This window comes from Enterobacter cloacae complex sp. 2022EL-00788 (assembly GCF_026627565.1).
Classification (GTDB): Bacteria; Pseudomonadota; Gammaproteobacteria; order Enterobacterales; family Enterobacteriaceae; genus Enterobacter; species Enterobacter pasteurii.
The window spans coordinates 176,215-195,134 of the sequence record NZ_JAPNMC010000001.1; the positions used below are offsets into that span (position 1 = coordinate 176,215).

An 18,920-nucleotide genomic window follows, 5' to 3' on the forward strand; every position below is an offset into this window, starting at 1 on the left:
TTTATTGCTTAACTTCTCAAACATCCATTTCAATCCCATCCGTTGTTTTGTTAGTCACTTCCTTGCGTATTAATAAAAATAACACAACCATAACTGAAGAAATTAACAACTGGATCCAGCCGGCCATGCTATTACTTATTTGAGATGGCATGATTGCAGCAATTATCGCTGATAAAACCCATAAAATCAAAAGTGAAAAGTTAAACACCTCCACAGTTTTAGTAATAGATGCCTTTACATTTTTTGGATTGCTATTTTTAAACTTAATTGAATACAAGCAGCCAGAAACAAAAGGTTCAAGAGTATAAACATGATATTCCCAGACCTTTTGCCAATGCTTCCCAGCAATTATTATGAAGCTTGTAAAGATTGACAAAATGCAACCTACCAAGGAAACAAAGGCAAGTGAAAAAAATATTGAGTAAGGCACATGTCCATTTTGCAAATCAATAATTTTAATTATCAACGCCCCCCAACCTGCAAATAGAAGAGCGGTTATCGCCCAAAGATAATTCAACCTTTGCCAGTAAAGCCCAATTTCAAACTCTCTAATTTTATGTGAAATTTCAAATGATCTTTCAATTTTCTTAAGATCATCTGCAGTTATATTAACATTGAGGTCTTTAAAGTCTTTATTTAGAAGCTTAGAAAAATATGCAATGTTTTTTTCAAAATGTTCAATCAAATCTGAAGGTAAGTTGTAATTACGAGTATGCGTAGACATATTGATCTCTCTGATGCTAAGTGATTAATGATGGAAATATATTTAGCTAGCCTCGGTAAGGAATAGATGAACGACTGATATTGACGGCATCATATCCATTATTATTAAGCAACATTCGAACTCCTTTCTCTATCAAAGCACCATTTGCCCCCGGACCTATAACCACTTCTATTATAGGCAGTTTATCTTCCATGACACTTAATTCAATATACGGGATAATGAGTCCGTTTCCACAGCGAAACTTTATATCCGATTTATTATTAACTTGTAGGGCAGCTACTCTAAATTCACCTTCCTCACGGAAACTGTAATTTTTTATAAAAGGTACTATTAAGCCGAATAACTTAGCTCGCAAGCCTTCATCAAGTCCATCCAATAAAGATTGCTTTTCATAGAGGTCAAAATGATTTTTCTTTATTTTGTCTAAGGTTCTTGTGAAAAAATCATATTCAGTGCCTTTTTCAAGATATTCCACTTCATTACAATAAAGATCATACCGTGGGATGAAAGTTTTTTCTTGTCCGATTAATTTATTAAATGAGTTGTAATTCCATAAACCAATGCTATTCATCAGCTTTTTATCAAATACGACACATACTCCTTGCTGACCATAACCACGCCATTGACTAAGCAAGTCCTTTGATTTACAGAATGATGTTGAATATATCTCTGGCAAGTCACTTTTCTTAATGTAATCTATTACATTTGATAAATGCCCCCGCCATGAGGCTAAACGCCCTTCAGAAGGAGGGCCATTTAGAAACTCTTCAAGGCAGCAAATCCCATATATAAACTCCTCTTGGTCGTTTAAAAATGAATAATTAGTAGCCCAGATTGATTTACTCTCAATAATACCCTTTAATCCATTTAAATTTGTATAATGACACAATTCCATTTTAAGCTCTCGAATTCAAAAAAAATAATGACATTCAAACCCTGTACTTATCACTGTTTTCTCACAATCCTATCTGATTATCAACCCTTTAAGCAAAAATGTCAGCCGCGAATATTAGATATATTGGCAAGATGCCTCGTACAAGTACCGCTTGCCACTCAGCTTATTAACATTCTATAAGCTAATATACTATTTTTGATTATACAGATTTCCACCGGGTGCAATCTCTTTTCTCAGACGACGAGTAATTTCGGTTTGGACAACATTTTTAACCAAGTTGCCTATACTCTCAGCGCCTTTCCGATTTGAGAAGTTTTTCCCAACCTCATTACTCTGCATAACAGAAACAGGTGCATCAACATTCACTGTAAGCCCTCTGCTACAAAGTCCATACATAGGGGCTCTTCCGACCACTCCACCATCGGCATAACCATGTGCGTTATGCATAAGTGCATAAAGATTTTCAACACCGAGAGCGCTGGTGGCCTCTTTCGTAAATACGAACTCTCCTCCGTGAACGATCCCTTTAGGTTCATACTTACCACCCGCTCCGGTATAGCCTCCTGAGTCAAACTTAGGAACGGCACCGCCGCCTGAGAAGCCGAATAAACCGGCGGCGCTTTTAGCCGTATTAACCAGGGCAATTTGGGTCAACATCTGGGTAATGCCTTTCAGGAAGGTGGTCAGATAGTCTTTGAAATTTGCCTTTCCGGTAGTGAAGAAATCAGCGAGGCTATTTGACATGCTGGCGAATGCCCCCTGGCTTACACTCGCAATATTATCGTAAACGTTGGTGGCTGAATCCTCATACTCAGCCCAGCCCTTTTTAGCCCCTGCAAGCCAGTCGCCGCGCAGTTCATCCTCCTTCGCATAGCGTTCTTCAAGCTTGTTGCTTGCTGCTGATTTATCCTCTTCAGAGGCTTTCATCAGTTTGAGCTGCTCACGCTCTTTTTGACGCTGCGCTTGTCGGTTGCTCATTCCCGCGGTGCTGTCCATCGCTGAAATGAGAGCGCTTTGTTGCTGAATGAATATCAGGGAAGTTTCATGGCCCTTCGCGATCTCCTTGATGTTTTGAATCCGCTTAGCCTCTGCACTTTCAGCCTCAAGTGCTGCGCGGATCTCACCACTTCTGGCGACAAGACTTTTTTGGTCTGCCGTTAAAATCCTTTTTTGCTTAAGGTCTGCAATTTGCTGGTTGAATTCCAGCAGACGCTTTTCTTCTGACGTCAGGCTGTTGGTTGTTTCATCCTGCGCTTTCAGTACAGCCAGGCGTTTCGATGATTCCTGAAGCATCTTTGTTGCAGAATCATCGGTGTAGGTTTTTTCCTTCTTCAGCCCCTTCTGCTTACTTTTCTCGTAACTCTCATTCTCACGACGAATAGCCTCGTCTTTCACCGCTTTTGAAGCGTAAGAATTACGGATTTCAGCTAGCCGTCTTTGATGCTGCTCTTCCTTGTTTTCGAACTGGGTCTTCCATTTTTGGTCGTCGTTGAAAATACGTTTTTGGTTTTCTTCTGCTTTTCTAGCTGAGTCTTCACGTGCCGCAGCAATATCCGCCTGAAATTTTTCCTCCTTCAGCTCATCCAGTGACTTTTCGGCCCCATAGTTGTTCATCCCTGACGGCGTAGGGATTTTTCTGCTGGCGCGTTTCTGTAGGTTTTCAATCTGGTCTTCGATTGTTTCAGGACGCCCAATACCCAGCATGGCATCCCAGGCTTCAGCGGCTTTCTGCTTGATAGCCTGCCAGCCCCATTCCAGAAAACCCAGGTTGTTGGTGATATCAGTGGTACGATTTTGAATAGCGTCGGCATACGCTTCCATAGCGATTTTTGCCGCGCCGGTGGTATCACCAACCTGTGAAAGAGAGGTAATCTGCTCAAGCTGGCTGGCGGTCAGGAAGTGGAGCTGCTGATCCAGCTCCTTAGCCGCGCTGAGAGGTTCATTTTGCAGCCGCGCAAAATGCCCTACTGTCGCATCTACTGACTGACCCGTTACCTGTTCCAGCCGGATGGCAGATCGGGTAATCATCTCAAGCTGGTTACTCCCAAAGCTTCCTGTGCCGACAACTTTCGCTAGTGCCGCCGCTGCGTCCCCACGCGTTATCCCACTGCCTGAGATAGCTTTCGCAAGATTATTTAGTTGTCCGGTTGTACGGCCAGCATAATTCCCCGTCAGCGCGAGCTGTTTATTAAACTCGCTGCTTTCCTGCTGGCCTTTGTAGTAAGCGGTTCCAAGCGTTGCGACTGCACCCGCCAAAAGAGCAACTTGCGGTGTCAAAGCCCCAATATTGCCAAGAAAAGACGTTCCTGTACCTGCCACACCGCCCAGGTTGCTTCTGACGAGTGAAGCGGCCAGAGTGCGCAGGTTTTTACCCGCTGCAGCGGTCCTGGTATTAAAGCGTGCAGTACCCTCTTCTGCCTTTTTCAACTTCTGAATATAAATTTCAGCAGCCGAACCTGCCCCCAGCTGTTCAGCCCTGTAGCGCAGCAGTTCTTCGCGGGAAAGACGCGTGGTTGCTACCTGATCTTTGAGTTTTTTGAGAAAAACTTCCCGTGCCGCTGCTGCACTTTCTTCTGCGCGTCGGCCTTCGATCTGTTTTGCTGTAATTGCAGACAGCAACGCCAGATAGTCTTCCTGGATCAGATTCCCTGATTTCTGCGCCGCATGAAGGCGGGAGCGTATCGCCGCGATATTATCCGTTTCTTTTGCGGCATTTTTTATGCTGTCAATTTGCTTATAAAACGCCGACGCCAGCTCATCCTGAGCGGAGGCATTTTTCCTGGTTACAGCCTCACTATTCGCCAGGCGCTTACGCAGTTCCTCCACCCTGCGATGCGTTTCATCAACGCTCTGGCTCAGTTCGTCAGCGGATCCAGTCCCGCCTTTCGCCGCGTGGCGGAATTTATCAAGCTCCTGCGTGCCTTTTTCCAGCCCGCAGGTGTTAACACGCAGTGAGATTGTGGCGATATCACTCATCAGGCCACCTCTTTTTTATGCATGGTTTTCAGAGCGGTACGCTCCATGATGCGTATGTCGTTAAGCGCGGTTGCCTCATCCTCGATGCCGTGAACGCGCATCAGCCAGGGCAGCACGTTGTAATCAAGACCTGTCGCGCCACCAAACCCGGTGCGCCATTGCGTAGACAGCGACTGGAACAGGCAAAAGGCGGGCCACACATCAGGCAGAACGTGAACGATCACATCGTCATAATCGTCATCAGTCAGCCCGAAGGTGGCCATGTCCTCCGCTGCCACTTCAGGCGTATAGAATGCAGAGGCAACCGTTATTAGTTTTTTTCCCGGTGCCCCATCAGTTCGGCGTAATATTTTTCGGTGATCGCAGAAGCCGCCCCCAGATAATTATTCAGCAGTACCGTCAGGTTTTCGCGGGTGTAAGGTTCAGGCAGCGCCCAGCCCTCGATAATTTCCGACAGAAAATCAATGGCCGTTGCGCCCTCTCGCTTTTCCATCTCTTTGATCTGATCCGCTGACTTATGACGGAACGTAAAAGTCAGCACGCCAGGCTCTTCCCCGGCACGCGGGATCTCTACGTTGGCTTTAAAAGTCGGTTTCGGTTGCAGCTCAAATTTAGTTGCCATTGTTTTTTCCTTCTCAAAATAAAAAGCCCTCAGCAGAGGGCCAGTAATCAGGCTACCGTTTCGGTAACTTCACAGGTTGCGGTTTTACCGCCGTTTACCGTTGTGCAGGTGATAATCGCCGTACCGCCATCACCAGCCATTGCCGTCACGAGCCCATCGGCGCTAACTTTGGCGACTTCTTCATTCGAACTTGACCAGGTGACCTGTTTATTTGTGGCATCTGCCGGAGTGACTTCAGCGACCAGTTGAGCTGTTTCGCCAGCATCCAGATCCAGTTTCGTCTCGTTGAGAGTAACCCCCGTGACCTGTACTGCAGGGGTAGTTACGTTATCGGTTTTGTAGAACGTCATAGCCGGAGACTGAAGGTTGAGAACAGCGGTTACTGTTTCTACTGCGTTTACGGCTGTCTGCGGGATATCGTTGAAAGAAGCTGTCGCCGCCCAGTAGCGGTTTTCTTTCGCTTTTGGCACGTACATGTACGCCGCCACCGTTTCTTCATCCTCATCAAGCTGGCGCAGCAGCGGGTAAACCGGAAGCGATGAATCATGCGCAATGGTGTAGGTCTGCGAGCTGGCTGATTTGTAGGTGTTCAGGTTGCGCTGGCGGTCATCAGACAAAAACTGGATCTGCGTGGTGTTCTGCTCGCCACCCGCGTTCGCCACCTCGGTGATCTGAGGGATTTCGGTCCATTCGGTGACCTTACGCAGAGTACCGCTTCCACCACCAGCAGGAAATTTTCCGGTGTTGGTGGTATTGATGTTGCGAAGGGTTACCGCCGAACCTGCAACGGCATCAACCAGCGCGACGACGTTATCAATTCCGGTCCAGTCACAATTGACGTGAACAACGTCGCCAGAAGCAAAGCCGCCCCCTGATTCAACCGTGACAACGGTATGTTCGGTATTAGTCGCCCCTGAAAATGAAACCGCAGGATCATAGCCCGACGCCAGATAGACGTGCGAGCCGTTAGGCAATGCAAAGCCCATAGAGATATCTCCACTGGAATAAAGTTAGGGTGTGCAGCAGAAATCAGACTGTGGTTTCTGCGCGGTAAGTCAGGCTGACCGGAACAGTCCAGTTCACGCCGTTATTGATGCCACGATGAATGGCGGGAAGTGATAAAACCCAGCAGGTAAAACCTTCGCCGACAAGGACAAGGTTTTGATGAAAAAGCGCGGTGATTTTTTTTGCCGTCTGCGCAGCAAGCGTTCGACCCGTTGCCGTTCTGGCAATAACATTAATCTGATACACACCAGGATAAACCTGACATTTTCCGGCCAGGTCAATACTGTATGGCGTGGCCGGCAGATCATGTGACTGAAGATAAACGCTCGTTTCAGGCGGTGTGAATTCCACATTATCCCAGGAAACCGAAATACCTTCCTTATCAGCCCATTCACCCAGATGTTTATCCAGCAGCGCTGTAATATCGGGTTGAATGTTCACGGCATCCGCCTTATTTCAACCGTCCCGTAAAGCGTGGTTTTCTCCACCTCACCATTTCGCGCCCTCATGAGGCCTCTCTCATCTGCAACCGCACAAATGACCAGGCCTTTATCATCATCCGCCGTCAGGCAGTATTTAATGATTTCCCCGTCGAGCCGGACCTCGTAGCGCTCTGCGCCTGGACTAATACGCTTACCGGGATCGTCATCCAGAACAGTGATACGCATGATTAACTGATCTCCTTAGCCGCTTCATCAAAAAAACGCGCCGCCTCTGCGGCTGTGATACGCACCATCCCGCCTGGAGCCTGAGAGGAATGCCCCATTTCAAGCGGATAGGCGTAGGGGACGTTATTGCAAAAAAAAACCTCCTTCATACCCACGCGAAACTGTGAGAGAACAAGATTTCCGGCCCGCAGTGTTTCTCCACCGCTTTTGTCGATGCGCCCTGTCTCTTCCGTTGTCCGTGCATCGAAAGAAACCTGCCAGTTACCCCGAAACCGTCCGCCCGTATAACCCGCAGGGGATCTAATCGCCATGCTGTCATGAATCTTACGGCCTCGTTTCAGGCGACCGCTTCGGGTCAAGTTGTCAGGGTCATTACGCAGCTGATCGTTGTACTCGGTAACGGCGTTGTTGTACTGCACCGCCGTCTGGTTAACTTCCCACAGATCGGGGTTACCAACCGGAGACATTTCGACGAGACGCGCAAGGATGCGTATACAGCCAGCCCTGACAACCTGCTCCTGATTGGACTTTGCTTTTGCCACGAATGCATCGATGGAGGCAATGAAATCATCGTTTCCCGCCATGCTATGCCCTCAGCTGTGCCTTATAGCAAATAACAAGAGAGGCAGGTTTTACCGGATTAGGTTTGATAACCCTGTGTTGTTTGCCGTCTACGTTAACCAGATCGCCAATTTCGATAATTTTTTCTGACGTGAAAACGATTTTCACATCACCACGCTGGATATTGTTTCCGTCAATCTCGTCAGGGGCATATTCAGTTCTTACGCCCCAGGCAGAAAACCTCATGTCCTCAGTCTGATGCTCAACGCCTCCTACGACTGAAATATTGCCTTTCCGTGTAACCTGATACTCTGCGCCGTTCTGACGTAACAGCCTGTCAGAGCGTTGCTGCATACGCTGATAATTAATCGGCATTATCCACGCTCCGAGAAAGTGTTAATGGCAAACCCGCGACCACCCATAAACGCAGCCAGAAGCGCGTCAACGGCTGGATAAGACGGAACGAAGGCCTCACCATCAGCCACGGCGTAAGTCATCGTCACAGCCCCTTCCACGCGCTCAGTTTTCACCGCAGCTTCACGGGAGGAACCGAGCAGCTCACCATCAACCGCTTCAACCGCCAGCATGCACTGGGCGGTAATAACCTGACGTGGGATCTGATCTGACGGAAACGGATGACCGTCAAATTCGATATCGAGACGGGGCCAGCACAGAGGCTGTGACGGGCTGGCGCGGATGCCGTACCAGCTAAGGCCTTCCAGATAATCCATTGCTTTGAGGAGTATCGCGGGGAGATTTTCCGGCAACATCAGATCTCGAGCGCTGACATATTTCTGTAAATCGGCTTCGCTGGCGTAGCTGTTGAAATCAGGAGAGGTGATATTGGTATCAATCATATCTCACCAAAAAATTAAGGGGGACAAGCCCCCTGTTGATTACGCACCTGCTGGTGCAAAGGTGATTTTTTCTGACGTGACGCCCACGCCATCAACCGTGGCGGTCACGGTAAATTCACCAGCCTCTTCTGAGGTCAGTTTTACCGTTGAGCCACCAGCAGAGCCCGTCGAAGTTGATTCCGAACTGAGCACCCCGCCAGACGTCGCCCACGAGATAGCCGCACCGGAAACGGGCGCATCATCTTTGGTGACTTTGACGGAGAAGGTTACGGAATCTGTACCGTCAGCGGTGACGGAAGTTTTATCCGCTGACAGGCTTACTTTACGGACTGATTTGCGGGTTCGGCGCCAGTGAGCTTAATCAGCACGCCTGCGGTAGATTTGTTAGAAGTGAAATGTTTTTTCCAGTTCCCTTCGGTACCGATTTTTTCCAAGCTCGGATTTTTATCGCCTTTCGACTCATCCCAGCTATAGCCCAACAGCTCAACATTCACCGTACCTTCAGCACGGAAGCCGACAGCCAGGTTTTCCTGATCGTTGATGTCGTAGGAACGGAACCCAGGAACCTGTGACTCGGTGACATACACCGCGCCCTGAACCAGACCCAGAATGGCATCAACATCCATTGAGTCAGTGACAAGAACCGGCTTACCCAGCGTGCCAGGCTGACCGCCGTACACAACCACACCCGCTTCTTCGTGGATTTTGTTGGCGATAGCCTCATCCACGATGTCGAAATAGGTAGCGGAGTGCATGACGAACAGCGCGACGCGGTTAAATTTGTCGCCGTACTTACGCAGCCCACGGGTAAGGGTACGCTTACCGTCGGTTTCGATATCGGCGGTGACCACCATGTCCGTGTTGGAACTAATAGCAGCCGTCAGCGCTTTCAGTCCGTATTTCACGTAGCCTTCAAGCGCAGCATCTGCCACGTCAACGCCAACCACTTCAGAGAACTCGTCAACACTGCGACCGCGGCGTTTAAACGCTTCTTCCGTGGTGTGGTACGGGCCATATTTCCACGGCGCTTTTACCGATACCGCTTCACCCGCGCCGATTTTTTTGCCTTTCACCGTTCCGTCAGAGTTCACGTCACGGGTTTCGATGCTTCCGCCGACTTTGTAGAACGCGCGTTTACGGAGATCACCTTCGATCAGTTCGTTATCCAGTACGATGGCACCGTTTGAGGCATCGTTAAATACCTGCAAATTATCCTGGCGACGCTCAAGAAAAGCGGTCTGCGCCAGGTCGTTATAAATAATCAGGTCAGAGTTTACAGTTGTGGTCATGGAGAAAATCCTTTATTTCGGGAGTTTTAGAAAAGCCTGCTGGCCATGCTTGCGGATATAGTCGGTTTTTTCCTGTGACGACATTTCTGAGCGCTTCAGGTTTCCACCACCTCCACCCTGTTTATGTCCACCGCCCCCCGTGCCTTCAGCCGCCGGGAAGAGATGCGGCGCGGTATCTTTGAGCGACTCAGCCCATTCAATCGGGCTCAGCGGCGTTTTGCCGTCCTTGCCGAGAATGGCATTGCCATCTGAATCAACGGCGATGGCCTCACCTTCATCGTTGACCTTAAACGTGCCACGAGCGCGGAGGATCAAATCATCTGACGCGGTAGGCAGCGCCCCGGCCTTCAGCCCCGCTTCACGGATTGCATCAGCCAGAACGCGGTCGCGGAACTTGTTGGCAAAGCCTTCTGCTTTTTCCGCACGCTCTACGGCCGCTTTGATTTGCTTATCGCTGTCAGCGCGAAAACGCTCAGTGCGTTTTTCCAGAACCTGGTCAATTTTCCCTTCGGCGATCAGCTTCGCTTCTTCGTCGTCAGAAAAACGCTGGAGGATGGTTTTCACCGCATCAGGATCGATACCTTCAAAGCGGGCCAGGTTTTCTTTTTGCTGTTTGATGGTTCCCAGCAGCTCGTTATTCTTGGACTTCAGTCCGGTGACTTCAGACGTCACGCGTTCATCAATCAGCTTCTGAATCTCTGGGGTGATTTCGATACCACCGCCACCGCCACCGTTGCCGCCGTCATCTGGAGCGTAATATTTCAGAAGCATATTTCGGATTAACATAAATTCCCCTCGGGATTATTCAGGGCGTCGCCCAATGAAAAAGCCCCGCATAACGGGGCTTAGAAGATTTGGCAAAGGCAAATGTGTATTTACCTTTATTAAATAACTGTTTCTAGCACATTATGTAAAAACGAAGTTCTTCGAATACAGTTCGTTTATGATTGATTGTAATTCAGCTCTTGTTGCATTGCCCTCAACGTACTTCCTTGCAAGTTCGCATACATCATTCCATCCTTTCTCAATATCTGTAGATGAAAAAAGATGTTCAGTTGCGACCCAAGCATCACAACACTTCAAAAAAGCATGATTGAAGTTATTAAACTTGATCGCTTCCAATGCGGCACTTTTATCATTAGTAGTCAAGTCACCTTGAAAGTCAATATACGCCTGACCATACTGGGCCTTTGAAAGATTAAATAACTCAGGAGAGTTGTAGCACTCAGTTTTGAATGCCATCAAGGCTTTTTTAAATTCCATTTTAATTTTCAGTATTTCTTGCTTTTTCCAGACCCCATACGCCTTGCATGCGACCCCCAAAGTTAACAAGGAAACTAAAAGTGATCCAAAAGCCACAACAGTGCTCCACCCTGCCCACTCTGCAGCATTCCTTCCAGCAACCATCGTTTCATAAGAAATGTAATCATTCACCATATACGCCACCAACAAATCTTTCCATAAAATGACAAACTCATGTACATCAATTATTTAACCATTTAAACGCAAGCGAGTACATTACATAACAAATGCCATTTCAAATGATTCACTATCATATTCGCGTAACTGAGCCAGCGTGAGCCATTCCCCTTTATCGGTGTAGAACTCATCTGGGCGCATACCGCCGTCACGAATGAGCCTTGCGCGGGTTTCACCCAGCACCTGAACCTGTCGGGTGAATGACTGACTGAGTAACCAGTCGTTATAGGTAATGCCGGCCGGTACTTGTCCGTCCATACTGGCGCGGGTTCCGACGTCCATTTCATCGACATCAATACCAAGCTTGCGCCATGATTTCACCACCAGCGTTTCGGTTGAGCGGCAACAAAAATGAATTCGGCCTGGCCCCTGCAAATAAGGCACCTTGTGCCCTATCGGTTTATTTTCCAGCGTGTACTTTCTGCGGTCGCGGATCATGCAGAGGGGCGTGGTCTTATTATCGAGCGTAGAAAGCCACTGCTTACACTCGATAACGTCACTGTTTGCTTTTGCGAAACTGTGCCGCGCCGTCGCTGCGAGATGGTTGACCGCAGATTTAACGATGCTGGTGGCGTTTGCCCTGCTCATCTGCAGCGCACCGTCTTTATAGCCTTTGTTAGCGTGGCCTCTCACCCTCCTGGCGATGGCCTCAGTCGTGTCCCCCTGTAGATAACCATGACGAACAGCATTAACGATGCGGGTCATCCTGTCGGTTTCCAGACCCTCGGCCCACTCCGACAATAACCGCCCCTGAAAAGGCTGTGACATGGTGGCGGCGTAAACCATATCCGCGGTGATGCCCTGCAAAGGGTAACGCTTAAGAACGATATCCGGCAGGAGAGAATCGAACAGGCTGATTTGATAGCCAGCCTCATACCCTGCCAGCGCATGCAGCTCACCCGACATTGCAGAAAACATGGAATCAACCGCCTGACGGTTGAGCGAACGAACATCCCCTAGGATTGATTCAAGCCGCCTCACGGTGAAACTTTCAGGGGAAAGGGTTTCCAACGCCACAACCAGTTTTGCACTGATATCCGCGTCACTGGCGTTGAGGATTTTCAGCATCCGGTTTGCTATTCCGGTACCGAAGCGATTTATACCGATTGCGTGTGAAATGGCCTCATCACGAAGCTGCTCGTTTACGGTGGCCATATCACTTATCCAGCAATGTAGGGTTCGCGTTGCGCAGCGCGTCGATCACCTCGTCCACGCTGTCAGCCGGATCAATGATGTCCAGCTTTTGAAGCACGCGCACCAGGTCACTGTCACGGATAGCGCCTGACTGCCAGGCACTGACCAGAACGGCCACCATCCCGGAATCTGCCACTCTGGCGATAAACTCCTGGTTGATGGTGTAATCCGCTTTTTCATCCGTCACGCCGAGATATTTCGCGCACCAAGCCAATGCCTTGCTGAAAGCCTCTGACACGTTCGATACGCAAATACTCAGGACTGATGTTGCAGCAGACTGTTCACCGCTAGCCTGTGTTGCTGTCTTTGTGGCGCTGTTTTGCTCGATGAGCCTTGCTCCAAGCTGGACCATGTAATCACGCTTACTGTCCATAGCCTCTTTTGCAAGCATGTTGGGTTGAGCCTGTGCATAACCAAAAACGCCGTTTTCGGGGAGCAAAAGAGGATTACGTGAACCGACCTTAACACCTGACTTCTGTAAAAAGTCTCGCCAGTCTTTATCAAGGCCAGACATATACGGCTGAACCTGACCGCAGAACCAGACACTGTCTTCGTAATCTGCACTGTTCCGGTAGTGGCCCAGATTAATTTCTGCCAGTGTGGCCAGCGGGGGATCGTCGATAGTCTCATCATTGTTTTGTGCTCCGACAAACGTGAAAGGAATTTCATCCCAGAAATCCTTCCCTTTAGGCTTCGGGTTATACTCAGCATCAATCGTAAACACCCCGCCGCCATTCTCTGCTTTTGACCGCCAGACGCGACAAACAAATCGGCCATTGATTAGAGCCAACTCCCGATACTGTATAAGCTCCCTGAATCCGTAGCCGTCCTTCTCTTCTATCACCTCACGCAGCACCACCAGCACCAACTGGTTGCGCCCGTTAATGCGCTCAGTTCTCCAGTTGATAATGTTCTCCGGTGTGTATCGCAGAATGATGGCCTGATCGCTTTCTTTGGCGTAATCAACATAGAGACCGTGGCGGGCCGTTTCAAGAATGTCCTCCAATACCAGTTGCGACAGCTGATAGATACTTACTCCACCACCGTCCGAATTGGTTTTCAGGTATTCCAGTTTTGCCGGTGCGGTCATCGTAGGATCTTTGCGGTAGGCCATGCCCAACAGTCCGATTTTTGTATTGCCGGTAATGGGGTAAAAAACGGCCCTGTCACGGTAATCCTGATTTCGCTGTTTGGCTTTAGATGAACGATCGCCAGGATCAAGAAGGGGGAGATATTCCCCCCCTTTGCTTTTTATCGCTTCAGCACCTTTGCAGACATCGCGGATTTTTCTCCAAAGCGCACAGGCCGCTTTCTGCTCAGGCCTGACAAAAGTAATGTCGTTGTTTGCCATCAGAATGTGGTTTCCAGTTCGATTTCGTAAACTTTCTCTTTGATTGGGAACAGGTACGCGATTGGATAACCGCCCCCGTCATTGGCGTGGTCAAACCCACCTTTTTTATCCGGTTCGCCCTGGTCGTTATAAATCTGACGCTCAAGGCACTGCGTGAACTTGGGACATGTGCGAGTGTTGACCAGTAATCGGCGTTCGCCATAGGTATTACAGAGCATGGCGTTAACTGAGTTGATGCGGTCTTTCACAGCTGGGTTTGCACGGTTAACGCGTACGTCAAAACCCGCTTTTTCCAGCAACGCGATATCTGAATTACTCGCATCAGAGGATTTGCGATTTTTTCCTGAAGCGTCCGGATAAATTTTTATTTGATGATTTTCTCTGGAATATTTTTTTTCTATCGCCTCGATCATCGCTGGCGTGTCGAAAACATCCATGAACTCATCAACAGCACGCGGCAGACCGTCACGCATGATGTAAACCACCGCAGCCATTTTCCCTACGTTGAAGTCCATCCCGATATGAAGAACGTCGCCACGTTGGACCGTTTCGTCGGTGTGGTTCTCGCGCCTGTCAAAACAGTAATAAACAACGCCCTGATAGTTTTCAAAAGACGCCAGATATTCCTGTCGGAAAGTGCGCGGGTCCATTTTTCGCCTGGCAGCTTCCAGTTCTTCAGGCGGGACGTTTCCACCGTCAACCGAGGTGTAAAGCCAGCTCTTATGGTCAGGCTCCCTTCCATCCTGACCAGCAAACCACGTGTCGTAACAGTGGTTAAATCCTTTGGGTGTACCTATACGAAGCGCGTGTCCTCCGATATATGTCACCCCATCGATGATGTAACGACAGGTTGAGAGCATCGGGCGGAGAACTTCTTCCCATGCCTCATAAGGACAGTCAGCCCATTCATCAATCAGCACGAAGAACAGACCAGAACCGCGCAGATCATCATAGTTATTGAGGCCCACGCACCGGAGGATATGACCGCTAACCAGCGTGATTGATAATTCAGTCTCGTTTGGCTTGCCAGCCCTCCAGTGCGGTGGGATGGATTGTTTCAGTCGCCGCCAGAAAACACGCTTAGCCTGTTTCTGCGTAGGTGCGCAGTACCAGATTTCATCCTCAATACTGACGTTCCACTTCATCGCGAGCCTTGCAGCCCTGCGCATCTCAGCTTTACCCAGGAACGTTTTACCGAAGCGACGACCACACACAGCGTCACGAAAACGCGCTGAACGTTGCCAGCCCCAGGCGAAGATGTTTGCTTGTTTTGGTGTAAGTGTGACGGCCTGACTAGAGGATTGGATTGTCAGGTGTTGGCTCATCAGTATTTAACGGTTGAAGCCGGTAATCCTCTTCAGGAACTACCGGCACGGCGGGTTTGTTCGCTTCCTTAATTTCAAGGATTCGAATCAGTGCGGCGCGAGCGGCTTGCTTACTTTCGGTTAAAACCTCCAGACCATTTTTAGTCTGCTTCACGCCGAGGTAATACATCAGCTCATCGCCTTCAAGGTCGCGGGTATCGTTGATAATCATCTGCCCCTTACCTTCACCCTGGCAGCGAGGGCATTCAGGATTCGGGTCGGCATTATCAATGAAACCTGTTCCCCCATCCTCAGGCGGTGGCTTTCCGTTTTCGGATGCCTTTATAGCTGCAACCTCATACTCGTTTTCGTCACGCCACTGATATTTATTTTCTTCGCCCCAGCAGAAACGGCAGTTAACGCGCCTGTACTGAGAAACAAGATTCGGATCAGCGCGGGTTATCGCTACCAGTTGATCCACGATTTCATCAAGGTCAGCGGTGTAACGCTGGCGCATCCGTTTAACCAGCGCTTTGATTGCACGCGAAACCTTAACATTTCTATACATCCGGCTGGCGGCTGCATACGCAGTATCACCTGTGCATTTGTAACCAGCTTTTTTGTATGCTTCGACTCTGTTTTTTGTTCTTACATACCAGAAGACAAAAAGAGCCTGTTGGTCAGACAGCCCGAAATCTCTGGGTTCGAAACCGAGATCATCCACATCTTCGGACTGATTACCCGCTTCCGCATCTGATGCCCGTTCATCACTTAAACGCTGTGACTTTCCAGTTTCCAGCTTCGGTGTTTCCACTTTTTTTGTTTCCATTTTTTTAGTGGTAACTTTTTTTGTTGAAACTTTCTTCGTGGAATCTTTTTTCTCTCCCTTTACCCAGCCTTCCTCCCTAACCTTTTTGTTTATCGCTGTATGACTGATTTTGTACTTTCTTCCCAGCTCACGGGCCGATGTACCATCAGTTTCATACCCGCGTCTGATGGCCCCCCAGTCCGTTTCTTTCATCATTCACAATCCAATTTCGTAGACTAGTTTTGAGCTAGAGAGCAGACATGTAGCTTGCCAATGACTACACTCATCCTGCTACTCTGGCGAGGATGATTCTAAATGGTCATTGGTCAAACTGAAGTAAAGACCTGCCCTGTATGCAACTCTGATGCTACGTGGAGAAATCATGGTATATGTTGGAAAATAGAATGTAGAGGTTTCTGCGAAAATTTCTTGATAACAAACGTGACAATAAATTATCTATCATCAGACATTGTAAGAAGAGTCGATGCAATGGATCTATTAAAAGAAAGGACACTTAAAACGATGTTGACCAATTCTATTCTTGCTGATTATGCGAAAGAACGGCATCCCTCTGATTATTTCGAAGAACATTACAGCGGCTACTAAAAACCCACGGCGAGCTCTACAGTTAAAAAACCCAAGCCTTCAATTGTCGACCTGGGTTTTCTCTGGTTAAAACATAGCGCCATTAACAACAATTAGGAAAGCAATGACTTTTGCAATGCTTTGACATTTTTCGCGCTGATTTTAAGTATTTTATTCGTTTTCTTTGACCAAACCTTATTGGAGAGTAAGTCTCCTGAGAGGTTTAAGCTATGTCTAAATATTCCCTCAATAGTTTCATCAAGAGTTCTACGGCCATTTAGCATGCTGAAAATCACTATGTCGGTATATAAATCCCAACCAACAGGCCTGAAGAGTAAGTGCCCACCAGTTTCTGAATTCCTGTAGAAACCTGCAGGTTCGTTACCCTTAATAACTTTTTTAAGTTCAGGGCAAGAGTCAAAAGTGAGTGAAAAGAACGCATGGACAAAATCCATCAATTCGGAATGGTCTCGGTAACGATACTTGTCCAACTCAGAAACTTTGACACCAAGCTTATATGCAACTAATTTTTGTACATTATCGTAGATGTTTACTATAGAGGTGATACTTGTTTTATCACGTACAGGACCAGAACTAAACGAAACATTTTCCTCATCGAAATAGTCAAACTCATCCGACTCTATCAGCTGTCTCGTTATACAAGCTGAAATATCATCTTCATCCAACGCTATTATAGTATCTTTACTTACAAGCTTTGCCTTCTTGTTTAAAGTCGTAAATAACCTTCTAGATCTTACTTTCCCTTCAGGAGTGTTTGAATGAGCAACTATTATGACACTTATGAGATCACTGCTTATTTCTTCTTTTTCTTTAATGGCAGCTTTAATACCAGCTAACCGATGCTGCCCATCTAAGGCAAAGAACTTCTCATCTCGAGTTATAGATAAAAAACCGAGACAGTTAGCAGCATAATCTGGAAACTCTAAAGATTCAGCCTCTTGATTGTTTGGAGTTATATCGCCAATTTCATGCCAATTTGGGTCACCATCGTAAACTGCTACGACTAACGAGTTGAAAAAACGATCATCATTATTAGTGAGATATCTTGATATCTCTTCAGCCCTATCAGTATTTAATTCACGCTGTATTTTGTCAGACAGCTTATCAATCTGATGAAGTTCATCAGCAAAACCAATTAACTCGGAGGCATCAGAAAGTCGCATCATACAACTATAAGTAATCCAACTCCCCATGTACCCTCTTAAACATGGAATGACTAATCGTTGACTCATAAAATCCTGACCCCTTTCAATAAACTGCGTACTCTAGCAGAGAAATCTCTCTGGCAACACGGCGGAGCAAAAACATCGGCAAGAGTTGACTCAACCTCTGATGTCGACTGTCCCGCAGGGATAGTCGCATAATAATAATATAAATGTTCAGAAAAATGCTTAATTAATGGTCGAACTCTAGGTCGATCTCTGTATCCAGAGGGATTAAGATAATCCCTGAACCTTGTGTGTATTGTGTTATTGCTATTTGTATCACCAGCTTTTCCAACATACATAACATAAGAGTTGCTAGGAAGGTTGCTATCTTCGAAACTAACCATAAACATATAAACCCCTTGTTGTCGGGGAAAAGTATGTAATGCATGTTCGGTGTATTTAACCTTTACCCATGTCAATGCTGGCAAGTCTGCACTTCGAGAGAATAATGTAGGGCATAATAAAAATGGGAACGTATTCTTAAAGTATCCTAGATAAGCAATACGATTCTCCTCTTCATCAAACTCATCAAAAGCGTCATCTATTTCATCGTTTAAATTGATCATTTTTCATCCATGATTGGACTCATGAGAATAAAAAATCTCAAAAAAACAATTTCATGTCAACTTATGCAAGGCTTTTCTTGATTAAGATCTCAGTTGAAAATGTGGACCATCCACCAGAGTTTTCCATTCCCCCCCCCATTCAACAGATGTGTTTAGTTCTTGAGCGGCCTGTTTGAAGGCGTCAGCGATTTTTCGATAAAGCTGGAAGTCCCACGAAACGGTTCCGCCTACATAAGCCACAACGTCAACAGCTTCTCCAGTGAGGTGTCGGCTGTTCATGGTCTGACTTTTACCCTCAGCATAGAGCTGTTTCTGGCGCTCCTGTGTGCGGAGACCTTCAGTAATACCGAAATCCACCGAGGACAATTCAAGAGCACGGCGAACAACATCCACCAGCTGTGGCTTTACCCCTTTGAGATTGTTTTCACTACGCTGCGATAACTTAAAGTTGTTTGTCATCGTTGATACCCTTCTTACTTGCGAATAACGTCACAGCCGCGTTAATCAGAGAACGGCAGCGGTCTACACCAGCACCACCGACAGCGGCACCTATAACGAAAGACCAGTCCATGTCTGATACGCCAAGTTGTTCAAAAAAGCTCACCACTGTCAGTGCGACGAATCCGCAGATAAACCCAGCAGTGAATGAGCGGCGCCAGGCTATCCCGTCCCACAATGAGAAAAGCATGGCTATAAAGAACGCAGTCAAAGCGCCCTGCAATGCCAGCCTGTTCTCATGTAAAAAATGAAGTACCGGACCCCAGTCCCCTGGCGGGGTGTAGTTCTGCATGATTCCTCCCAAATTGC

At 47.6% G+C, this 18,920-nt stretch carries 23 protein-coding genes; all 23 read right to left on the reverse strand.

From position 1 onward, the window contains the following. Positions 1-16: 16 nt before the first annotated feature. The 23 genes from OWK27_RS00820 to OWK27_RS00925 all read right to left on the reverse strand — a co-directional run bounded on the left by OWK27_RS00820 (position 17) and on the right by OWK27_RS00925 (position 18,903). On the reverse strand, positions 17-724 hold the full coding sequence (locus tag OWK27_RS00820; protein WP_118282639.1) for a hypothetical protein: 708 nt from the start codon (positions 722-724) through the stop codon (positions 17-19). Between the two features lie 46 nt (positions 725-770). Further along, positions 771-1,619 carry a DUF2971 domain-containing protein gene (locus OWK27_RS00825; protein ID WP_267589565.1) on the reverse strand — a complete coding sequence of 283 codons (849 nt, stop codon included), beginning with the start codon at positions 1,617-1,619 and terminating at the stop codon, positions 771-773. Positions 1,620-1,808: 189 nt separating this feature from the next. Further along, complete coding sequence (locus OWK27_RS00830) at positions 1,809-4,595, reverse strand: phage tail tape measure protein (protein WP_267589566.1); 2,787 nt, start codon at positions 4,593-4,595, stop codon at positions 1,809-1,811. Continuing rightward, on the reverse strand, positions 4,595-4,858 hold the full coding sequence (locus OWK27_RS00835) for a DUF1799 domain-containing protein (protein ID WP_048994953.1): 264 nt from the start codon (positions 4,856-4,858) through the stop codon (positions 4,595-4,597). Before OWK27_RS00835 ends, OWK27_RS00830 begins: the two co-directional genes overlap by 1 nt. A 47-nt stretch (positions 4,859-4,905) precedes the next feature. Further along, positions 4,906-5,217 (reverse strand): phage tail assembly chaperone, encoded by a 312-nt coding sequence (locus OWK27_RS00840; protein WP_267589567.1) that lies wholly within the window; start codon positions 5,215-5,217, stop codon positions 4,906-4,908. A 47-nt stretch (positions 5,218-5,264) separates the two neighbouring features. After that, a complete protein-coding gene (locus OWK27_RS00845; RefSeq protein ID WP_267589568.1) occupies positions 5,265-6,203 on the reverse strand; it encodes a phage tail tube protein in 939 nt (312 codons plus the stop codon). Positions 6,204-6,246: 43 nt separating this feature from the next. Then, positions 6,247-6,663: a phage tail terminator-like protein gene (locus OWK27_RS00850; protein ID WP_267589569.1), complete on the reverse strand. Its 417-nt coding sequence runs from the start codon at positions 6,661-6,663 to the stop codon at positions 6,247-6,249. Further along, positions 6,660-6,890, reverse strand: a complete 231-nt coding sequence (locus tag OWK27_RS00855; RefSeq protein ID WP_267589570.1) for a hypothetical protein — start codon at positions 6,888-6,890, stop codon at positions 6,660-6,662. The genes OWK27_RS00850 and OWK27_RS00855 overlap by 4 nt, the downstream gene beginning before the upstream one ends. 2 nt (positions 6,891-6,892) lie before the next feature. After that, on the reverse strand, positions 6,893-7,474 hold the full coding sequence (locus OWK27_RS00860) for a hypothetical protein (RefSeq protein ID WP_267589571.1): 582 nt from the start codon (positions 7,472-7,474) through the stop codon (positions 6,893-6,895). 1 nt (position 7,475) lies between these two features. Further along, the gene (locus OWK27_RS00865; RefSeq protein ID WP_267589572.1) at positions 7,476-7,826 is read right to left on the reverse strand and encodes a hypothetical protein; all 351 of its coding nucleotides are present in this window, start codon (positions 7,824-7,826) and stop codon (positions 7,476-7,478) included. Next, complete coding sequence (locus OWK27_RS00870; RefSeq protein WP_267589573.1) at positions 7,826-8,308, reverse strand: DnaT-like ssDNA-binding protein; 483 nt, start codon at positions 8,306-8,308, stop codon at positions 7,826-7,828. The genes OWK27_RS00865 and OWK27_RS00870 overlap by 1 nt, the downstream gene beginning before the upstream one ends. Positions 8,309-8,347: 39 nt before the next feature. After that, the gene (locus tag OWK27_RS24320; RefSeq protein ID WP_410377910.1) at positions 8,348-8,623 is read right to left on the reverse strand and encodes an Ig-like domain-containing protein; all 276 of its coding nucleotides are present in this window, start codon (positions 8,621-8,623) and stop codon (positions 8,348-8,350) included. Positions 8,624-8,625: 2 nt separating this feature from the next. Beyond that, positions 8,626-9,597 carry a major capsid protein gene (locus OWK27_RS00875; RefSeq protein ID WP_267589574.1) on the reverse strand — a complete coding sequence of 324 codons (972 nt, stop codon included), beginning with the start codon at positions 9,595-9,597 and terminating at the stop codon, positions 8,626-8,628. Positions 9,598-9,609: 12 nt separating this feature from the next. After that, entirely contained in the window at positions 9,610-10,383 is a 774-nt protein-coding gene (locus tag OWK27_RS00880) for a hypothetical protein (protein ID WP_267589575.1), read from the reverse strand. Between the two features lie 120 nt (positions 10,384-10,503). After that, positions 10,504-11,034 carry a hypothetical protein gene (locus tag OWK27_RS00885; protein WP_267589576.1) on the reverse strand — a complete coding sequence of 177 codons (531 nt, stop codon included), beginning with the start codon at positions 11,032-11,034 and terminating at the stop codon, positions 10,504-10,506. Between the two features lie 81 nt (positions 11,035-11,115). Continuing rightward, positions 11,116-12,231: a hypothetical protein gene (locus OWK27_RS00890; protein WP_267589577.1), complete on the reverse strand. Its 1,116-nt coding sequence runs from the start codon at positions 12,229-12,231 to the stop codon at positions 11,116-11,118. Between the two features lies 1 nt (position 12,232). After that, positions 12,233-13,621, reverse strand: coding sequence for a DUF4055 domain-containing protein (locus tag OWK27_RS00895; protein ID WP_267589578.1), 1,389 nt, complete (start codon positions 13,619-13,621; stop codon positions 12,233-12,235). Then, complete coding sequence (locus OWK27_RS00900) at positions 13,621-14,946, reverse strand: terminase large subunit domain-containing protein (protein WP_267589579.1); 1,326 nt, start codon at positions 14,944-14,946, stop codon at positions 13,621-13,623. Before OWK27_RS00900 ends, OWK27_RS00895 begins: the two co-directional genes overlap by 1 nt. Continuing rightward, positions 14,915-15,949, reverse strand: coding sequence for a terminase small subunit (locus OWK27_RS00905; RefSeq protein ID WP_267589580.1), 1,035 nt, complete (start codon positions 15,947-15,949; stop codon positions 14,915-14,917). The genes OWK27_RS00900 and OWK27_RS00905 overlap by 32 nt, the downstream gene beginning before the upstream one ends. 482 nt (positions 15,950-16,431) lie before the next feature. Further along, the gene (locus OWK27_RS00910) at positions 16,432-17,571 is read right to left on the reverse strand and encodes a DGQHR domain-containing protein (protein ID WP_267589581.1); all 1,140 of its coding nucleotides are present in this window, start codon (positions 17,569-17,571) and stop codon (positions 16,432-16,434) included. Then, positions 17,568-18,113 (reverse strand): hypothetical protein, encoded by a 546-nt coding sequence (locus OWK27_RS00915; protein WP_248189337.1) that lies wholly within the window; start codon positions 18,111-18,113, stop codon positions 17,568-17,570. The genes OWK27_RS00910 and OWK27_RS00915 overlap by 4 nt, the downstream gene beginning before the upstream one ends. A gap of 81 nt (positions 18,114-18,194) precedes the next feature. After that, on the reverse strand, positions 18,195-18,572 hold the full coding sequence (locus OWK27_RS00920; protein WP_267589582.1) for a M15 family metallopeptidase: 378 nt from the start codon (positions 18,570-18,572) through the stop codon (positions 18,195-18,197). After that, positions 18,556-18,903: a phage holin family protein gene (locus tag OWK27_RS00925; RefSeq protein WP_267589583.1), complete on the reverse strand. Its 348-nt coding sequence runs from the start codon at positions 18,901-18,903 to the stop codon at positions 18,556-18,558. The genes OWK27_RS00920 and OWK27_RS00925 overlap by 17 nt, the downstream gene beginning before the upstream one ends. Positions 18,904-18,920: the final 17 nt, after the last annotated feature.